Annotated in this window: 17 protein-coding genes; 6 read left to right on the forward strand and 11 right to left on the reverse strand. The window is 71.0% G+C overall.

The genetic code is table 11. The features are described 5' to 3' along the window. Positions 1-145 precede the first annotated feature (145 nt). The 6 genes from ABZY13_RS05595 to ABZY13_RS05620 form a co-directional block, all read right to left on the reverse strand. Positions 146-883 (reverse strand): Tellurium resistance, encoded by a 738-nt coding sequence (locus ABZY13_RS05595; RefSeq protein ID WP_356627576.1) that lies wholly within the window; start codon positions 881-883, stop codon positions 146-148. Between the two features lie 109 nt (positions 884-992). Beyond that, entirely contained in the window at positions 993-2,129 is a 1,137-nt protein-coding gene (locus ABZY13_RS05600; protein WP_356627577.1) for a DUF475 domain-containing protein, read from the reverse strand. A gap of 58 nt (positions 2,130-2,187) precedes the next feature. After that, positions 2,188-2,763, reverse strand: coding sequence for a TerD family protein (locus ABZY13_RS05605; protein WP_356627578.1), 576 nt, complete (start codon positions 2,761-2,763; stop codon positions 2,188-2,190). Positions 2,764-2,942: 179 nt separating this feature from the next. After that, complete coding sequence (locus tag ABZY13_RS05610; protein WP_356627579.1) at positions 2,943-3,518, reverse strand: calcium homeostasis/redox stress adaptation protein; 576 nt, start codon at positions 3,516-3,518, stop codon at positions 2,943-2,945. 123 nt (positions 3,519-3,641) lie between these two features. Then, the gene (locus ABZY13_RS05615; protein ID WP_356627580.1) at positions 3,642-4,100 is read right to left on the reverse strand and encodes a peroxiredoxin; all 459 of its coding nucleotides are present in this window, start codon (positions 4,098-4,100) and stop codon (positions 3,642-3,644) included. Positions 4,101-4,215: 115 nt separating this feature from the next. Beyond that, on the reverse strand, positions 4,216-4,653 hold the full coding sequence (locus tag ABZY13_RS05620) for a DUF3052 domain-containing protein (RefSeq protein ID WP_167529716.1): 438 nt from the start codon (positions 4,651-4,653) through the stop codon (positions 4,216-4,218). A 387-nt stretch (positions 4,654-5,040) separates the two neighbouring features. Here ABZY13_RS05620 and aceE point away from each other — a divergent pair, with 387 nt between their 5' ends. Continuing rightward, a complete protein-coding gene (gene aceE / locus ABZY13_RS05625; protein ID WP_356627581.1) occupies positions 5,041-7,773 on the forward strand; it encodes a pyruvate dehydrogenase (acetyl-transferring), homodimeric type in 2,733 nt (910 codons plus the stop codon). Positions 7,774-7,790: 17 nt separating this feature from the next. Continuing rightward, the gene (locus ABZY13_RS05630; RefSeq protein WP_356627582.1) at positions 7,791-8,561 is read left to right on the forward strand and encodes an ion channel; all 771 of its coding nucleotides are present in this window, start codon (positions 7,791-7,793) and stop codon (positions 8,559-8,561) included. A 113-nt stretch (positions 8,562-8,674) separates the two neighbouring features. On the opposite strand, the gene ABZY13_RS05635 is transcribed toward ABZY13_RS05630, so the two are convergent. Beyond that, positions 8,675-8,983 carry a small hydrophobic protein gene (locus ABZY13_RS05635; protein ID WP_356627583.1) on the reverse strand — a complete coding sequence of 103 codons (309 nt, stop codon included), beginning with the start codon at positions 8,981-8,983 and terminating at the stop codon, positions 8,675-8,677. Positions 8,984-9,203: 220 nt separating this feature from the next. Continuing rightward, on the reverse strand, positions 9,204-10,823 hold the full coding sequence (locus tag ABZY13_RS05640; protein ID WP_356627584.1) for an MFS transporter: 1,620 nt from the start codon (positions 10,821-10,823) through the stop codon (positions 9,204-9,206). Between the two features lie 124 nt (positions 10,824-10,947). On the opposite strand from ABZY13_RS05640, the gene ABZY13_RS05645 reads away from it, so the two are divergent. The 3 genes from ABZY13_RS05645 (at position 10,948) to ABZY13_RS05655 (ending at position 13,776) form a co-directional block, all read left to right on the forward strand. Continuing rightward, complete coding sequence (locus tag ABZY13_RS05645) at positions 10,948-11,589, forward strand: TetR family transcriptional regulator (protein WP_356627761.1); 642 nt, start codon at positions 10,948-10,950, stop codon at positions 11,587-11,589. 54 nt (positions 11,590-11,643) lie between these two features. Continuing rightward, a complete protein-coding gene (locus ABZY13_RS05650; protein WP_356627585.1) occupies positions 11,644-12,861 on the forward strand; it encodes an alpha/beta hydrolase in 1,218 nt (405 codons plus the stop codon). Between the two features lie 66 nt (positions 12,862-12,927). Continuing rightward, a complete protein-coding gene (locus ABZY13_RS05655; protein ID WP_356627586.1) occupies positions 12,928-13,776 on the forward strand; it encodes a DUF4429 domain-containing protein in 849 nt (282 codons plus the stop codon). A gap of 15 nt (positions 13,777-13,791) precedes the next feature. Here ABZY13_RS05655 and ABZY13_RS05660 read toward each other — a convergent pair whose 3' ends face one another. After that, positions 13,792-14,808 carry an aldo/keto reductase gene (locus ABZY13_RS05660; RefSeq protein WP_356627587.1) on the reverse strand — a complete coding sequence of 339 codons (1,017 nt, stop codon included), beginning with the start codon at positions 14,806-14,808 and terminating at the stop codon, positions 13,792-13,794. Further along, complete coding sequence (locus tag ABZY13_RS05665; RefSeq protein ID WP_356627588.1) at positions 14,805-15,269, reverse strand: MerR family transcriptional regulator; 465 nt, start codon at positions 15,267-15,269, stop codon at positions 14,805-14,807. The genes ABZY13_RS05660 and ABZY13_RS05665 overlap by 4 nt, the downstream gene beginning before the upstream one ends. 89 nt (positions 15,270-15,358) lie before the next feature. Here ABZY13_RS05665 and ABZY13_RS05670 point away from each other — a divergent pair, with 89 nt between their 5' ends. Then, positions 15,359-16,180, forward strand: coding sequence for a serine hydrolase domain-containing protein (locus ABZY13_RS05670; protein ID WP_356627589.1), 822 nt, complete (start codon positions 15,359-15,361; stop codon positions 16,178-16,180). On the opposite strand, the gene ABZY13_RS05675 is transcribed toward ABZY13_RS05670, so the two are convergent. After that, entirely contained in the window at positions 16,177-16,836 is a 660-nt protein-coding gene (locus ABZY13_RS05675; RefSeq protein WP_356627762.1) for a pirin family protein, read from the reverse strand. The two genes, ABZY13_RS05670 and ABZY13_RS05675, sit on opposite strands and share 4 nt — an antisense overlap. Between the last annotated feature and the right edge of the window lie 25 nt (positions 16,837-16,861).

The following is a 16,861-nucleotide window of genomic DNA, read 5'->3' on the forward strand; positions in this document are numbered from 1 at the left end:
CCCGGCGCCCCCCCGGGCCCCCCCCTCCCCCCGCCCCCCCCTGGCACCCCTGTTCCTGGGGCGCTGCCGCCCGGGCCGGCCGGGCCGTCAGCGCCCTGCGCGTCCCGCGGCCGCCGCAGCACGGCGCCCCGCAGAGGGGAAGGCGTCAGCGCTGCGTCTTCGTCTTGTGTCCCCGGCCCCACTGGAGCCCCCACCCGTACAGGCGGTCCAGCTCGGCCTGGAAGCCGTAGACGAACTTCACCTCGCGGCGCACCAGGATCTCGTTCTTGACGTTCTCGATCATCACGACCGCGCAGGAGCGGGCCTGCGGATGGCGTTCGTCGAGGCCGATCTCGATGCGCGGGCCGTTGCCCGGGTAGAGCGTGACGACGGCGTGCGTGCGGTCGAAGGCCGGGGTCTGGTCGTAGATGTACACGAAGACCAGCAGGCGCTTGATGGCCTCCCGGTGGTCCAGGTTGACGTACATCGTCTCGCCCGACCCGGAGCCGAACCGGTCGTCGCCGCTGAGCTTCACGTACGGCGGCGCGTTGACGTCGCCGAGGAGGCCGCCGAGGGGCTGGACGACGCCCTTGGTGCCGTCCTGCAGCTCGTACAGGCAGCCCAGGTCGAGGTCGACGTTGACCATGCTCTGGCTGTGCCCCATGACCTCCGGCGGCTTCAGCGCCCGAAGCGGGTGGCGCAGCAGGCTCTCCCGCTGCGGTCCGCCGATGTCGGAGCTGCGCATCCGCCAGGCCAGGTTGATCCGCAGGTGGCCGGTCTCCGCCCCCTGTTTGGTGAGCGACACCTGGCCGCGCCGCTTGGTCAGTTCGATCGCGTTCGAGGCCGTGCCGCCCGAGTCGAACTGGGCCGCGCGTGCGCCTCTGAGCCCGTCCAGCAAGCCCATTCCCCGCCCCCACCTTCCGGTCCTGTGACAAAACGAGCGGGGCGGCCCGAGGAGACACTGTCGTGCTCGACGGCCGCCCCGCTCAGAGCGTTCCTCGCCGGGAGGGGCGTCACACCCCGGAGGAGACCTCGGTCTTGTCCCCGGAGCCGCCCTCGGCCGCCGCGAGCGCGCGGTTGCGGCGCACGGAGGACCAGAAGGAGGCGGCGATCAGGACGACGCCGATCAGGCCGGTGATGATCTCGGAGATCTGGTACTGGATGGTGATCAGCAGGATCACCGCGAGGGCGCCGATCGCGTAGTGCGCGCCGTGCTCCAGGTAGACGTAGTCGTCCAGGGTGCCCTGGCGGACCAGGTAGACCGTGAGCGACCGGACGTACATGGCGCCGATGCCGAGGCCGAGCGCCATCAGCACGATGTCGTTGGTGATGGCGAAGGCGCCGATGACGCCGTCGAAGGAGAAGGACGCGTCCAGGACCTCCAGGTAGAGGAACATGAAGAACGCGGCCTTGCCGGCCAGCGCCACGGCGGACTTGGGCTTGCCGGCCCGGACGGCCTCCTCCTCGGCCTCGTGCTCGCGCTCCTCCTCTTCCTCGAGCTTGTCCTCGAAGTAGCCGGAGAGACCACCGACGATCATGTACGTGATGAGGCCGGCGACACCGGAGAGCAGGACCGTCTCCGCCTTGTTCGCGGGACCGGCGTGCAGGTGGGCGTGGGTGGCGAAGGTCATCGCGGTGATCAGCAGGACGGTCAGGGCGACGCAGACCGACAGCATGTCGACCTTGCCGAGCTTGGACAGCGGGCGCTCCAGCCAGCCGAGCCACTTGATGTCCCGGTCCTCGAAGATGAAGTCGAGGAAGATCATCAGCAGGAACATGCCGCCGAACGCCGCGATCGCCGGGTGGGCGTCCGTGACCAGTGCCTCGTAGCGGTCCTTGTCGGTGAGCGCGAGGTCGACGGCCTCGATCGGTCCCATCTGGGCGCTGACGGCGACGATGACGACGGGGAAGACCAGCCGCATGCCGAAGACGGCGATCAGGATGCCGATGGTGAGGAAGATCTTCTGCCAGAAGGCATTCATCTTCTTCAGGATTCCGGCGTTGACCACTGCGTTGTCGAAGGACAGCGAGATCTCGAGGATGGAGAGGATCGCCACGATGCCGAAGGCGGTCCACCCCCCGACGAAGACCGCCGCGACGAGGCCGAGCGCGGTGACCGCGAACGACCAGCCGAAGGTTTTCAGAACCACTGGCTACCCAATCCCTTGTGTACGGGGTGTACGGGTCTCCCCCGCGCCGCACCCGGCTTTACGAAACGTTGACCCCGAAGTCTAGAGCGATGCCCCGCAGTCCCGACGCGTACCCCTGCCCAACGGCCCGGAACTTCCACTCGCCCTGGTACCGGTAGACCTCGCCGAAAATCATCGCGGTCTCGGTGGAGGCGTCCTCGCTGAGGTCGTAGCGGGCCAGTTCCTGGCCGTCGGCCTGGTTGACGACGCGGATGAACGCGTTGCTGACCTGGCCGAACGTCTGGCCGCGCTCGTCGGCCATGTGGATCGAGACCGGGAAGACGATCTTGTCGCACTGGGCGGGCACCTTGGAGAGGTCGATCAGCAGCGACTCGTCGTCGCCGTCGCCCTCGCCGGTGAGGTTGTCGCCGGTGTGCTCGACCGAGCCGTCCGGGCTCTTGAGCTGGTTGTAGAAGATGAACCACTCGTCACCGAGCACCCGGCCCGCGCTGCACACCAGGGCGCTGGCGTCGAGGTCGAAGGGGGCTCCGGTGGTGGAGCGGGCGTCCCAGCCGAGTCCGATCATCACCTGCGTGAGATTCGGCGCGGCCTTGGACAGGGAGACGTTGCCTCCCTTGGCGAGCGTGACACCCATGATGCTGTCCTCCCCTGGTGCTGCCCTGGCACTGCTTCTTGGGTTGTCTGCGCATCCGGCGCCGCACGCAAACCGTGCGGCGCCGGACGGTGGAGCGGGGTGTTCGGTTGAGCGGGGTGCTCGGTGAACTCGGCGGGGTGCTCGGGGAACGGGATGTCCGGTCGAGCGGTGCCGCTCGCTCAGACGTTCACGCCGAAGTCCTGCGCGATGCCGCGCAGGCCCGAGGCGTAGCCCTGGCCGATGGCGCGGAACTTCCACTCCGCGCCGTGCCGGTAGAGCTCGCCGAAGACCATGGCGGTCTCCGTCGAGGCGTCCTCGCTGAGGTCGTAACGGGCGAGCTCGGCGCCGCCGGCCTGGTTCACGACGCGGATGAACGCGTTGCGCACCTGGCCGAAGGACTGCTGGCGGTTCTCGGCGTCGTAGATGGAGACCGGGAAGACGATCTTCTCCACGTCGGCCGGGACCGCGGCGAGGTTGACCTTGATCTGCTCGTCGTCGCCCTCGCCCTCACCGGTGAGGTTGTCACCGGTGTGCTCGACCGAGCCGTCCGGGCTCTTGAGGTTGTTGAAGAAGATGAAGTGCGCGTCACTGGCGACCTTGCCGGCGCTGTTCAGCAGCAGCGCGCTGGCGTCCAGGTCGAAGTCCGTGCCGGTCGTGGTGCGCACGTCCCACCCCAGTCCGACGATGACCGCGGTCAGGCCGGGGGCCTCCTTGGTCAGCGATACGTTGCCGCCCTTGCTGAGGCTGACTCCCACGAGTCCTCCATTGGTGTCCAGGGGCGGGAAGCCCCGTCGTGCTTGGCATCGGTCAGTTACCGGATCGAACGAGTCGATCCTAGTGAGGGGTTCCCGGGCCCCGCAGGGCCTGGGGCCCGACAATCACAGGGTGTCGAGCGCCTTGACGTAGTCGCCGAGGTCCCGGGCGTCCGGGAGGCCGTTGACGACGGTCCAGCGCACGACGCCCTCCTTGTCGATGACGAAGGTGCCGCGCAGGGCGCAGCCCTTGTCCTCGTCGAAGACGCCGTAGGCGCGCGAGGTCTCGCCGTGCGGCCAGAAGTCGGACAGCAGGGGGTACTCCAGGCCCTCCTGCTCGGCGAAGACGCGCAGGGTGTGGATGGAGTCGTTGGAGACGGCGAGCACCTGGGTGTCGCGGTCGGAGAACTTCGGCAGGTTGTCCCGGACCTCGCACAGCTCGCCGGTGCACACGCCGGTGAAGGCGAACGGGTAGAAGAGCAGCACCACGTTCTTGTCGCCGCGGAAGTCCGAGAGCCGTACCGTGCGCCCGTGGTTGTCCTTCAGTTCGAAGTCGGGCGCCTTGTCGCCGGCCTGGATCGCCATGGTGTCCTGCATCCCTTCGGTGGGCTGTTCGGGTGGGAGTCCACCCTACGCAGCGATCACCGAGGGCTCGCGGACGGGCCGGTGCGGACCGGCCCGTCCGCCGTTCAACGTACGGTCACCGCTTGGACTTCGCGGCCTTGGGCGTCGCCAGCCGGCTGCCGCTCCAGTCCTTGCCGACGCTGACGCTCTTGGACGCGGTCAGACCCGCCGTCGTCGCGGCTTCCGAGATGTCGCTCGGCTCCACGTATCCCGAACGGCCGGTCTTCGGCGTCAGGAGCAGGATCGCGCCGCCCTCCTCGATGTACGTGGTGGCATCCACCAGCGCATCCGTCAGGTCGCCGTCGTCGTCACGGAACCACAGCACAACGGCGTCGGCCACGTCGTCGTAGTCCTCGTCCATGAGGTCGCCCTCGATGGCTTCCTCAATGGCCTCGCGGAGCTCCTGGTCGACGTCGTCGTCGTAGCCGATCTCCTGGACCACCTGCCCGGGCTGGAACCCCAGCCTGGCGGCAGGGTTCGTCCGCTCCTCCGCGTGGTCCGCGGTCGCGCTCACGGGTTGCCTCCTGATCATGTCTTTGGGAATAACTCAGCCACGCGCGTGCGCGAAGCATTGGCCGTAGTCCACACGGGCGGGACGGATCGCGCAAGTACCCGGCGGTTCGGACCGCCGAAACAGTGACGATCCGGGCCGTGTCGCCGCAACTCCAGGCATGCCGCCGGGAGCACTGGTGACACACACCACACCTTTCTGCCCCGTTTGTGCGTTTGGGAATCATCGCAGGGTACGAGACTCGAATGGACTTGCCCCCGCGGCCGGCCCGCGCCCGATGGTTACCTTTCGGTAGAGGTGACGTTTGCCTCCCCGAGGTACACGATGGGGGACGGTGCAGACAAACCGCGACATCCCACCGAAACGGCCCTCCGACAGGTAAGGAACAGCGTGGCTTCCGGATCCGATCGCAATCCGATCATCATTGGCGGCCTTCCGAGTCAGGTTCCCGACTTCGACCCCGAGGAGACGCAGGAGTGGCTCGACTCGCTCGACGCCGCCGTCGACGAGCGCGGCCGTGAGCGGGCCCGCTACCTGATGCTGCGGCTGATCGAACGGGCCCGCGAGAAGCGGGTGGCCGTGCCCGAGATGCGCAGCACGGACTACGTGAACACGATCCCCACCCGGGCCGAGCCGTTCTTCCCGGGCAACGAGGAGATCGAGCGCAAGATCCTCAACGCCACCCGCTGGAACGCCGCGGTGATGGTCTCGCGCGCCCAGCGTCCCGGCATCGGGGTCGGCGGCCACATCGCCACGTTCGCGTCCTCGGCGTCGCTGTACGACGTGGGCTTCAACCACTTCTTCCGCGGCAAGGACGAGGGCGACGGCGGCGACCAGATCTTCTTCCAGGGCCACGCCTCGCCCGGCATCTACGCCCGCGCGTTCCTGCTGGACCGGCTGTCCGAGCGGCATCTGGACGGGTTCCGCCAGGAGAAGTCGAAGGCGCCGTACGCGCTGTCCTCGTACCCGCACCCGCGTTCGATGCCGGACTTCTGGGAGTTCCCGACCGTGTCGATGGGGCTCGGCCCGATCGGCGCGATCTACCAGGCGCGGATGAACCGCTACATGCACGCGCGCGGCATCGCCGACACGTCGAAGTCGCACGTGTGGGCGTTCCTCGGCGACGGCGAGATGGACGAGCCCGAGTCGCTGGGCCAGCTGACGATCGCCGCGCGCGAGGGCCTGGACAACCTCACCTTCGTCGTCAACTGCAACCTGCAGCGCCTGGACGGGCCGGTGCGCGGCAACGGCAAGGTGATCCAGGAGCTGGAGTCGGTCTTCCGGGGCGCCGGCTGGAACGTCATCAAGCTGATCTGGGACCGCACCTGGGACCCGCTGCTCGCCCAGGACCGCGACGGCCTGCTGGTGAACCGGATGAACACCACGCCGGACGGCCAGTTCCAGACGTACGCCACCGAGTCGGGCGCCTACATCCGCGAGCACTTCTTCGGCGACGACCAGCGGCTGCGCGCGATGGTCGAGAACATGACCGACGACCAGATCCTGCACCTGGGGCGCGGCGGGCACGACCACCGGAAGATCTACGCGGCGTACAAGGCGGCGGTCGAGCACAAGGGGCAGCCGACGGTCATCCTGGCCAAGACGGTCAAGGGGTGGACGCTGGGCCCGAACTTCGAGGGCCGCAACGCCACGCACCAGATGAAGAAGCTGACGGTCGACGACCTCAAGCGCTTCCGGGACCGGCTGCACCTGCCGATCTCCGACAAGGACCTGGAGTCCGGCCTGCCGCCGTACTACCACCCGGGCCGGGACTCGGCGGAGATCCAGTACATGCACGACCGCCGCAGGGCGCTCGGCGGGTACGTCCCGACGCGCGTCGTGCGCGCGAAGCCGCTGCCGCTGCCGGACGACAAGACGTACGCGACCGTGAAGAAGGGCTCGGGCCAGCAGTCCATCGCGACGACGATGGCGTTCGTGCGACTGCTGAAGGACCTGATGCGGGACAAGGAACTGGGCCGGCGGTTCGTGCTGATCGCGCCGGACGAGTACCGCACGTTCGGCATGGACTCCTTCTTCCCGAGCGCGAAGATCTACAACCCGCTGGGTCAGCAGTACGAGGCCGTGGACCGCGAGCTGCTGCTCGCCTACAAGGAGTCGCCGACCGGGCAGATGCTGCACGACGGCATCTCCGAGGCCGGCTGCACGGCGTCGCTGATCGCGGCGGGCTCGGCGTACGCCACGCACGGCGAGCCGCTGATCCCGGTGTACGTCTTCTACTCGATGTTCGGTTTCCAGCGCACGGGCGACCAGTTCTGGCAGATGGCCGACCAGCTGGCGCGCGGTTTCGTGCTGGGGGCGACCGCCGGGCGTACGACGCTGACCGGTGAGGGGCTGCAGCACGCGGACGGCCACTCCCAGCTGCTGGCGTCGACGAACCCGGCGTGCGTGGCCTACGACCCGGCGTTCGGCTTCGAGATCGCGCACATCGTGCGGGACGGGCTGCGCCGGATGTACGGGCCGGACAGCGAGGACGTCTTCTACTACCTCACCGTCTACAACGAGCCCATCCAGCACCCCGCCGAGCCGCAGGACGCGGACGTGGAGGGCATCCTCAAGGGCGTCCACCGCTTCAGCGCGGGCACGGCCGGCTCGATCCCGGCGCAGATCATGGCGTCCGGGGTCGCGGTGCCGTGGGCGGTGGAGGCGCAGCGGATCCTCGCCGAGGAGTGGAACGTCCGGGCGGACGTCTGGTCGGCGACCTCCTGGAACGAACTGCGGCGCGACGCGGTGGCCTGCGAGGAGTACAACCTGCTGCACCCCGAGGAGGAGCAGCGGGTGCCGTACGTGACCCGGAAGCTGGCCGGGGCCGAGGGGCCGTTCGTGGCGGTGTCGGACTGGATGCGGGCGGTGCCGGACCAGATCGCGCGCTGGGTGCCGGGGACGTACCGGTCGCTGGGCGCGGACGGCTTCGGCTTCGCGGACACCCGGGGGGCGGCGCGGCGGTTCTTCCACATCGACGCGCAGTCGATCGTGCTGGCGGTGCTGACCGAGCTGGCCCGTGAGGGCAAGGTGGACCGTTCGGCGCTGAAGCAGGCGATCGACCGCTACCAGCTCCTGGACGTCGCGGCGGCCGACCCGGGCCCGGCGGGGGGCGACGCGTAGGGCCCTACGATGCGGGCATGAAGGTGCACTCCGCGCAGGTCCGGTGGGAACGGCGCACACAACGGCCGCTGCTGGCGCTGGCCGTGGTGTTCGCCGTCGCCTACGCGATCCCGATCGTCGACGGCTCGCCGAGCGCGTCCGTCACCCGGGCCTGCTGGATCGTCGAGTGGGTGGTGTGGGGCGCGTTCGCTGTCGACTACCTGGTACGGCTGTGGCTGGCGCCCGCACGCCGGGACTTCGTCCGCCGCAACTGGCTGGACCTGTGCGCGGTGCTGCTGCCGCTGATCCAGCCGTTGCGGCTGCTGCGGCTGGTGTCGACGCTGCTGCTGGTGGGGCGGCGGGCGCGGATGGCCTCGCAGATCCGGCTGACGACGTATGTGGTCGGCTCGGTGGTGGGCCTGCTGATGTTCGGCTCGCTGGCGGTGCTGTCGGTGGAACGGGACGCGCCGGGCGGGAACATCCGGACGCTGGATGACGCGGTGTGGTGGTCGTTCACGACGATGACGACCGTCGGCTACGGCGACCACGCCCCCACCACGGGCGTGGGCCGCCTGCTCGCGGTGGGCCTGATGCTGTCGGGCATCGCCCTGCTGGGTGTCGTCACGGCCAACATCGCGGCGTGGTTCATCGCCCGCTTCCAGCAGGACGACGCGGAGGAACGGCGCCAGACGGAGGCGATCCAGGCGCTGACGGCGGAGGTCCGCGCCCTGCGGGCGGAGGTGGCGGCCCTGTCCGGGCCCGCCGGCCTCCCGGTCCGTGAGCGGGACGGGGTCCGTACGGGGGATTGACGGCGGCCGGGTCCAGCGACCCCGCGGGGGACGGCAGAAGTAACCCCGCGCGGCGCGGACGGCGCGCCAGAAGGCCCCGGCAGCGTGCCGAGGCCCTCTTGGAATCCCCCCGGTCAGAACATGCCCGCGCCCGGGGAGGCCGGCCCTGCCAGCCAGATGAGGGCAAGGAGGGTGTCGATCGCGCCCAGGACGACGGCCACCAGGGCCGGCACCGAGCGGGTGCCCGTCCAGGTGCGGCCCATCGCCAGCCAGCCGCACACCATCGCCACGGGTCCGAGGATGATCTCCAGCACGAAGAACCCGGCGACCGCGCAGATGGCGCCCACCATCCCGAGCGTCGCGCGATCCGGCCCGCTCCGTTGCCACGTCCGGCCGCGTGAGCGGGGGTACCTGCGCGTTCCCTGTCCGAAGCCCGCCATCATCAACTCCCTGGAGTATTCGGGCCGTTCGGTCAGAAGTGCGGGTACCCCCGTATCGCGTGTCAATCCCCGCGGCCGCGGCGCGCCGCCCCCCTCCGGCAGCGCGCCGCGGCTCCGGGGCGGCGTGTCGCCGTACGAACGTGCCACGGGAATGTGCCCGTTGGCAGCGGTCCGCCCTGCTGTCACCCTGACGGGGGAACGGCGACCGGAAGGCGTCCGGGCGTCAGATGTGCGCCGCGCCCGCTCCCGCCCCGGCGTTCTCGCCGCGCTTGGTCAAGAACGCCACCAGCACCGCCGCCGCCGCGACCCCGGCGGCGACCAGCGACGCCAGGCTCATGCCGGAGATGAAGGTGTCGTGGGCGACGTCCGTGATCTTCGCGGCGATCTCCGGCGGCGTCTGCGCGTCCACCGGGGGCACACCCACCTGCACCGCCTCGGAGGCCATCGCCTCCTGAGCCGGCGTCATTGCCGGGAGCCCCGCGTCCGTCCAGTTGCCGGCCAGGTCGCTGTCGACCTTGGAGGCCATGACGGCGCCGAGCACGGCGGTGCCGAGGCTGCCGCCGATCTGCATCGCGGCCTGCTGGAGGCCGCCGGCGACACCGGACAGCTCCATGGGCGCGTTGCCGACGATGACCTCGGTGGCGCCGACCATGACCGGCGCGAGGCCGAGGCCCAGCAGGGCGAACCAGACGGACATGATGCCGCTGCCGGTGTCCGTCTCCAGCGTGGACATGCCGTACATGGCGATGGCGGTGAGCGCCATGCCGCCCGCCAGCGGCACCCGCGGGCCGAACTTGGTGATCATGGCGCCCGCCAGCGGCGAGCCGACGATCATCATGCCGGTGAGCGGGAGGAGGTGGAGGCCGGCGTCGATCGGGCCCATGCCGTGCACGTTCTGGAGGTAGAACGTCACGAAGAAGAGGCCGCCCATGAACGCGATGGCCATCAGGACCATCAGCACCACACCCGCCGAGAGCGGGACCGAGCGGAACAGCGCGAGCGGGATCAGCGGCTCCTTGACCTTCGTCTCCCAGAACGCGAAGAGCCCGAAGAGCACCACGGACGCGACGAGGAACGTCCAGGTCTGGCCGTCGCCCCAGCCCCACTCGGGCGCCTTGATGAGCGCCCAGACCAGGCAGAACATCGCGGCCGACAGCAGCGCGATGCCGAGGAGGTCGAAGGAGCGCGGGGCGTTCTCGGCGCGGTGGTCCAGCAGGATCAGCGCCCCGAGGACGACGGCGAGGACGCCGACCGGCACGTTGATGAAGAACACCGACTGCCAGTTGACGTGCTCGACGAGAACGCCGCCGAGGATCGGGCCGCCGGCGGTGGAGGCGCCGATGACCATGCCCCAGATGCCGATGGCCATGTTGAGCTTCTCGGCGGGGAACGTGGCCCGCAGCAGACCGAGCGCGGCCGGCATCAGCAGCGCGCCGAACAGACCCTGCAGCACCCGGAAGGCGACGACGAGGCCGATGCTGCTGGACAGGCCGATCGCGCCGGAGGCGGCGGCGAAGCCCACCACGCCGATGAGGAAGGTCTGCCGGTGCCCGAAGCGGTCGCCGAGCTTGCCGGCGGTGATCAGGGAGACCGCGAGGGCCAGGAAGTAGCCGTTGGTGATCCACTGCACCTCGGCGAACGTGGCGCCCAGGTCCTTCTGGATGGCAGGGTTGGCGATGGCCACGATGGTGCCGTCGAGCGCCACCATCATGACGCCGACGGCGACGGTTATGAGGGTGAACCAGGGGTGGCCGCGCAGGCCCTCGGCCTCGGGCGCCGACACCGACGGGGCTGCCGCCTTGTCCCCCGACCCCGTGGCGTCTGTGGTGGTCTGACTAGTCATGCGTTCGAGGCTAGTGACAGCCTCTGACAATTGACAAACCGATTCACAAGTCGGTAACTGCCACGTCATTCGCCTATAGCCTGATCAGGGAGAATCGTTCCGAACGAGGGGCCGGATGGACGCCATGGAAACCGTGGGCCTGCGTGAGCGCAAGAAGCAGCGCACGCGCGACGCACTGGTGCGCGCCGCCGTCGAACTGTTCACCTCCCAGGGCTACGACCGCACCACCGTGGACGAGATCGCCGCCGCCGTCGACGTCTCGCAGCGCACCTTCTTCCGCTACTTCGCCGGCAAGGACGAGGCGGCCCTCGCCCTGCACGACCTCTCCGTGGCGCACTTCCTGCGGGCCCTGCACTCCCGCCCCCCGCACGAGCCGCCGCTGGAGGCCCTGCGGCGGGCGGTGCTCGACGGCTGGGACCGGATCAGCGAGGCCATCGAGGACGTCGTCCCGGTCGACTTGTACCTGCGGATGTACCGGCTGGTGGAGTCCACGCCCGTGCTGCTCGCCGCCCATCTGCGCCGCTCGGCGGAGACGGAGGAGGAGATCGCCCGGCTGATCGCACGGCGCGAAGGGCTCGACGTGGACGCCGATCCGCGCCCGCGCGTCGCGGTGGCCCTGTTCGGCGGAGTCCTGCGCGTCACCGAGCGGCAGTGGAGCGCCCGCGGCGACCTCAGCCTGGACGCGATGCGCGACCTGACGGCGGCCCACCTCGACCATATCGGCCCGGCCTTGGCGGGAAACTGGCGATCGACCGTCGAAACGTGATCCGCGTCACTGGTGCCGCGCGAGACCCTCCCGTTCTCCTAGTGTGTCCTCCCAGTGACTTCCTTCGACACCTCTCCTCCGCTCGGCGTCTGGCGCGCACTGCTCGCGCTGGCCGTGGTGTTCGTGATGCTGACGACCACGGGCTGGACCGCGCTGCGGGGCCAGCGTTCCGAGAGCCCGCTCCAGGCCTCCCTCAGCGCCTGGGAGGACGGTCGCATCGGCGGGCGCCCGCTGCCCGACCCGGACGCGGCCCCCGCCCGGCTGGCCCGGTTCTTCGCCTCGCTCACCGCGGCCCAGCGCGGTCACCTGGCCCGCCGCTACCCGCTCGCCGTGGGCAACATGAACGGGGCGCCCCTCTCCCTGCGGTACCGCGCCAACCGCATCGCGCTGCGCCAGGCCCGTGAGGTCGAGCGCGACCGCATGCACGACGACCGCCTCAGCCCGGCCGGGCAGCACACGGCGGGCCGCCGTATGCACCGACTGGAATCCCTGCTGAGAACCGGCCGGCAGATCCTCGCCTTCGACCCGGACGGCGCGGGCCGCGTCGCCGAGGTCCTCGGCGACCTGCACCGGGCCGAGCGGGTCTCCGTCGTCGTCCCCGGCGTCGACACCGACCTGCTCACCTTCCAGCGCACCAACCGCCGCTACGCCGCCCCGGTCGGCATGGCGCAGTCGCTGTACGCCGCCCAGCGCGCCGCGAGCCCGTCCACCCGCACCGCCGTGATCGCCTGGGCCGACTACACCGCGCCCAGCGGCATCGGCATGGACGCGGCCACGGCCGGGCGCGCCCAGCAGGGCGCCGTTCGGCTCGACGCGCTGGTGCGCGCGCTGCCCGGCCGCGCGCCGGTCTCGCTGTTCTGCCACAGCTACGGCTCCGTCGTCTGCGGGGTCGCCGCGCCCGCGCTGCCGTCCCGGGTGACCGACGTCGCGGTGGCCGGCAGCCCCGGAATGCGCGCAGAGAAGGCCGCCGACCTGCGCACCGGGGCGCAGGTGTGGGCGATGCGGGACGCCGACGACTGGATCGAGGACGTGCCGTACCTGGAGCTGGGCGGCCTCGGCCACGGCGCCGACCCGGTGTCCGGGGCGTTCGGCGCGCGGGTGCTGTCGGCGCGCGGCGCACACGGGCACACCGGCTATTTCGAGCCGGGCACGGACAGCGTGGCCAACCTCGCCGAGATCGGCGTGGGCGCCTATCACGCCGTCGACTGCGCGGACGGCACCGGCACGTGCCGGGCGGGTTTGTCCGGTGCCACGACGCCCGGACGCGCGTAGAGGAGCGGAAACTCCGGTTTGCGCAGGGAGGGGACGAAAGAGCGCGTGCCGCATACGATGAGCCGCATGGGTGACGTACTGGCAGGCTTTCACGCCGCCTGGGAGTTCGAGTCCGACTCCGTGCTCATCCGCTATGAACGGGGGATTCGGACACCCAAGCTGTTCCAGGCGCTCGGGGAGCGCCGCGTGCCGCTGGCGGCGCTGCAGGGCGTGACCCTGACGCCGGGCCGCCGCGGGACCGTCGTGCTGCGCGCCGAGCCGCGCCCCGGCGCCGATCCGCTGCTGGAGGCGGCGGCCGGACAGCTCAAGGAGAACTGCGACCCGTACCGCCTGGTGCTGCCGGCCGAGCGCGAGGTGCTCGCCGAGTACTACGCCGACGAACTGCGGTCCCGGCTGACCGAGTCCGGCCCCGCCGACCGCCATCTGGTCGCGGCGCCCGGGACGCCGCTGCAGTTCAAGGCGTACGACGGCAAGGCGTCCTTCGACGGCACGGCGGTGTCGTTCCGCTGGTTCTGGACGGGCGCGTCGTCGGCGAAGTGGAAGGCCGGCGACCAGACGTTCCCGGTCGCCGGCCTCAGCGGCGTGGAGTGGCGCTCCCCCGAACTGTTCGAGGGGCATCTGCGGCTGCTGCGCCGCGACGACGGGGACGCGCCCGCGCAGCCCGACCAGGATCCGGCGGCCGTGGTGTTCGGGCTGGGCTACGGTCCGGTGCACGAGTCGCTGCCGTTCGCCGCGGCGGTGCTGGCCGCGGTGCGCTCGGCCGGGCCCGCGGTGCCGGCGATGTCCGCGCGCCCGCGACGCGACCCCGCGGACATCGCCGAGCGGATCCGGCACCTCGGCGAGCTGCACCAGGCCGGGCTGGTCACGGACGAGGAGTTCTCCTCGAAGAAGGCCGAACTGCTGGCCGAGCTGTGATCACCCGGGCTGCGGTCACTCCCGGCCCGCCGAGGTGAAGGCCATGTCCGCGTAGCGCGTGCCCGCGACCTTCGCGGCGATCGGCTCCAGCACGGCCAGCTCGTCCGCCGTCAGCTCGATCACCGTCGCCGCGGTGTTCTCCTCCACCCGGGCGGGCCTGCGGGTGCCCGGGATCGGGACCACGGGCAGGCCGTGCACCGCGGCCTGCTGCTGGACCCACGCCAGGGCGATCTGGCCCGAGGTCGCGCCGTGCGCCGCGGCGACGTCCCGGACGGGCTCCAGCAGGGCCGCGTTGACCTGTGCGTTCTCGCCGCTGAAGCGCGGCATGGTGCGGCGGACGTCCCGCTCCGTCAGCTCATTGCCCGCGTCGGTGAAGGACCCGGTGAGGAATCCCCGGCCGAGCGGCGAGTACGGCACCAGGGCCACGCCCAGCTCGCGCGCGGCCGGCACCACCCGGTCCTCGATGTCCCGGCTGAACAGCGACCACTCCGACTGGAGCGCCGCGATCGGGTGCACGGACTGCGCCGCCCGCAGCTCCCCGGCCGTCACCTCGCTCAGTCCGAGGTGCTTGACCTTGCCCTCGGCGACCAGCTCGGCCATCACGCCGACCGTCTCCTCGATGGGCACGTTCACGTCCCGGCGGTGCATGTAGTAGAGGTCGATCACGTCGACCTCCAGCCGGCGCAGGCTCTCCTCCACGCACGCGCGGATGTACGGCGGGTCGTTGCGGGTGATGCGCCGGGTCGGCTCGTCCGGCGGGATCGACAGGGCGAACTTGGTGGCGACGACCACCTCGTCGCGGTGCGCCTTGAGGAACGGAGCGAGAAAGCGCTCGTTCTCGCCGGCGCCGTACGCGTCGGCGGTGTCGTAGAAGGTGACGCCCAGTTCGAGCGCGCGTTCCAGGGTGGCCCGCGACTCCTCGGCGTCGGACGGCCCGTAGGCGAAGCTCATGCCCATGCAGCCGAGGCCCTGCACACCGACCTCGGGGCCGTCCGCGCCCAGTCGGACCGTGCCGATTGCGCCGTTCGTCATCGTGCCCTCTCCGACGCCGGGGCCGTCCCGGCGTCCGCATAGAAATCGATCTTCCGGTCGAGCACGGCGAGCGTGCCCCGGAGTTCGGCGATCCTCGCCAGCACGTCCTGCCGGGTGGCCTTCAGCAGGTCCAGGCGGTCGGCGTAGGTGTGGTCGCCGGCGCGCACCAGTTCGGCGTAGCGGACCATGTCGGCGACCGGCATGCCGGTGAGCCGGAGTTTGCCGACGAGGGCGAGCCAGTCGAGGTCGCGGTTGGTGTAGCGGCGCTGGCCGGTGTGGGACCGGTCGATGTGCGGCATCAGACCGATGCGCTCGTACCAGCGCAGGGTGTGCGCCGTGAGGCCGGTGAGAGCGGCGACCTCGCTGATGGTGTACTTGTCCTGTCCGTCCGGACGCCGGTCGTTCGGGGGCGGTCCGGCACACGTGTCGGTCTCGGTGGCCGTGGTCTCCATCACCGTCATGGCCCCCACGCTAGGGCCTTGGAGTGCGCTCCAAGCAAGCGTCCGAGGCGGCGGGCGGCGGGAGAACGGCAGGGCGTAGGCTCGGCCGCATGTCGCTGAAGAGCCTCGCGTTGATCGATGACTGGCCGGTGCCCGCCGCCGCCGCGGGTGTCGTACGCGCCGACGGCGCCGTGCTCGGCACCCACGGTCCGGCCGGTCGGCGCTTTCCTCTCGCGTCGGTGACCAAGCCGCTCGCGGCGTACGCGGCGCTGGTCGCCTACGAGGAGGGCGCCGTCGAACTGGACGAGCCTGCCGGGCCGGCGGGATCGACGGTCCGTCATCTGCTCGCCCACACCTCGGGGCTGGCCTTCGACGAGCACCGCACCACCGCGCCGGCCGGTGAGCGCCGGCTGTACTCCAACGCCGGTTTCGAGCAGCTCGGCGACCACATCGCCAGGGCCGCCGGCATGCCGTTCGCCGAATACGCGCGCCAGGCGGTGCTGGAGCCGCTCGGCATGACCTCGACCACCCTGGACGGCTCCCCCGCCAAGGACGGCGTCTCCACGGTGGACGACCTGCTGCGGTTCGCCGCCGAGGTGCAGGCGCCGCGTCTGCTGGACCCGCGGACCGTGGCCGGGGCGATGACGGTGCAGTACCCGGGCACGAAGGGCGTCCTGCCGGGCTACGGCCACCAGAACCCCAACGACTGGGGGCTCGGCTTCGAGATCCGCGGCTCCAAGTCCCCGCACTGGACGGGCGCTTCGTCCTCGCCGCGCACCTTCGGCCACTTCGGCCAGTCCGGTACGTTCCTGTGGATCGACCCCGCCGCCGGTCTGGCCTGCGTCGCCCTGACCGACCGGGCCTTCGGGCCGTGGGCGGTCGAGGCGTGGCCGCCGTTCACGGACGCGGTGCTGGCGGAGGCCCGCGGCTAGCCGGTCGCCGACATCTCCCACAGCAGCAGCTCCGCCTCCGAGACGCCGACCGCGGCCACGTCCTTCGCGTCCGTGATGCGGGCCGCGTCCCCCGGGCCCAGCACCGCGTCGTCCAGGCGCACCTCGCCGCGTACGACATGGACGTACACATGGGCCGCGTCCGGCACCGCCGTGCGTTCGCCCGGGGCCAGCCGGCGCACGTGCAGCATCGCGCCGGCCTCCGGGACGGCGTACGGGGTGGCGTCGGCGATGCCGTGGACGACCTCGTAGGCCGGGTCGCCGCCGGGCTCGCCCGGGGCCAGCCACATCTGCACGAAGGTCAGCGGCGCGGTCCCGTCGTTGCGCTCGACGTGCCGGACGCCGGACGCCGCGCTGAGCCGCTGCAGGTCGCCGTGGCGCACGACGGTCTCGCGGCCGAGGGAGTCGCGGTGCGTCAGCTCCCCCTCCACGACCCAGGTGACGATCTCGGTGTGGCTGTGCGGGTGCTCGTCGAAGCCGGCGCCGGGGGCGAGCCGCTCCTCGTTGCAGGCGATCAGCGCGCCGAAGCGCAGATTGCCGGGGTCGTAGTGCGGGCCGAAGGAGAAGGCGTGCCGGGAGGCGATTCCGGCCTCCGGGTCGCCGCCTGGGTAGCGCTCGTCGGCGCGCCGTACGTCCATCACGGAACCCACCGTAGACGGCCCG

The sequence above is a fragment of the Streptomyces sp. NPDC006610 genome (assembly GCF_040611575.1).
Classification (GTDB): Bacteria; Actinomycetota; Actinomycetes; order Streptomycetales; family Streptomycetaceae; genus Streptomyces.

Excerpts from the sequence above, each read along its gene's own strand:
- ABZY13_RS05595 (WP_356627576.1), bottom strand. The coding sequence starts at position 883 with ATGGGCTTGCTGGACGGGCTCAGAGGCGCACGCGCGGCCCAGTTCGAC.
- ABZY13_RS05605 (WP_356627578.1), bottom strand. The coding sequence starts at position 2,763 with ATGGGTGTCACGCTCGCCAAGGGAGGCAACGTCTCCCTGTCCAAGGCC.
- ABZY13_RS05615 (WP_356627580.1), bottom strand. The coding sequence starts at position 4,100 with ATGGCGATCCAGGCCGGCGACAAGGCGCCCGACTTCGAACTGAAGGAC.
- ABZY13_RS05630 (WP_356627582.1), top strand. The coding sequence starts at position 7,791 with ATGAAGGTGCACTCCGCGCAGGTCCGGTGGGAACGGCGCACACAACGG.
- ABZY13_RS05635 (WP_356627583.1), bottom strand. The coding sequence starts at position 8,983 with ATGATGGCGGGCTTCGGACAGGGAACGCGCAGGTACCCCCGCTCACGC.
- ABZY13_RS05640 (WP_356627584.1), bottom strand. The coding sequence starts at position 10,823 with ATGACTAGTCAGACCACCACAGACGCCACGGGGTCGGGGGACAAGGCG.
- ABZY13_RS05645 (WP_356627761.1), top strand. The coding sequence starts at position 10,948 with ATGGAAACCGTGGGCCTGCGTGAGCGCAAGAAGCAGCGCACGCGCGAC.
- ABZY13_RS05655 (WP_356627586.1), top strand. The coding sequence starts at position 12,928 with ATGGGTGACGTACTGGCAGGCTTTCACGCCGCCTGGGAGTTCGAGTCC.
- ABZY13_RS05660 (WP_356627587.1), bottom strand. The coding sequence starts at position 14,808 with ATGACGAACGGCGCAATCGGCACGGTCCGACTGGGCGCGGACGGCCCC.
- ABZY13_RS05665 (WP_356627588.1), bottom strand. The coding sequence starts at position 15,269 with ATGACGGTGATGGAGACCACGGCCACCGAGACCGACACGTGTGCCGGA.
- ABZY13_RS05670 (WP_356627589.1), top strand. The coding sequence starts at position 15,359 with ATGTCGCTGAAGAGCCTCGCGTTGATCGATGACTGGCCGGTGCCCGCC.
- ABZY13_RS05675 (WP_356627762.1), bottom strand. The coding sequence starts at position 16,836 with ATGGACGTACGGCGCGCCGACGAGCGCTACCCAGGCGGCGACCCGGAG.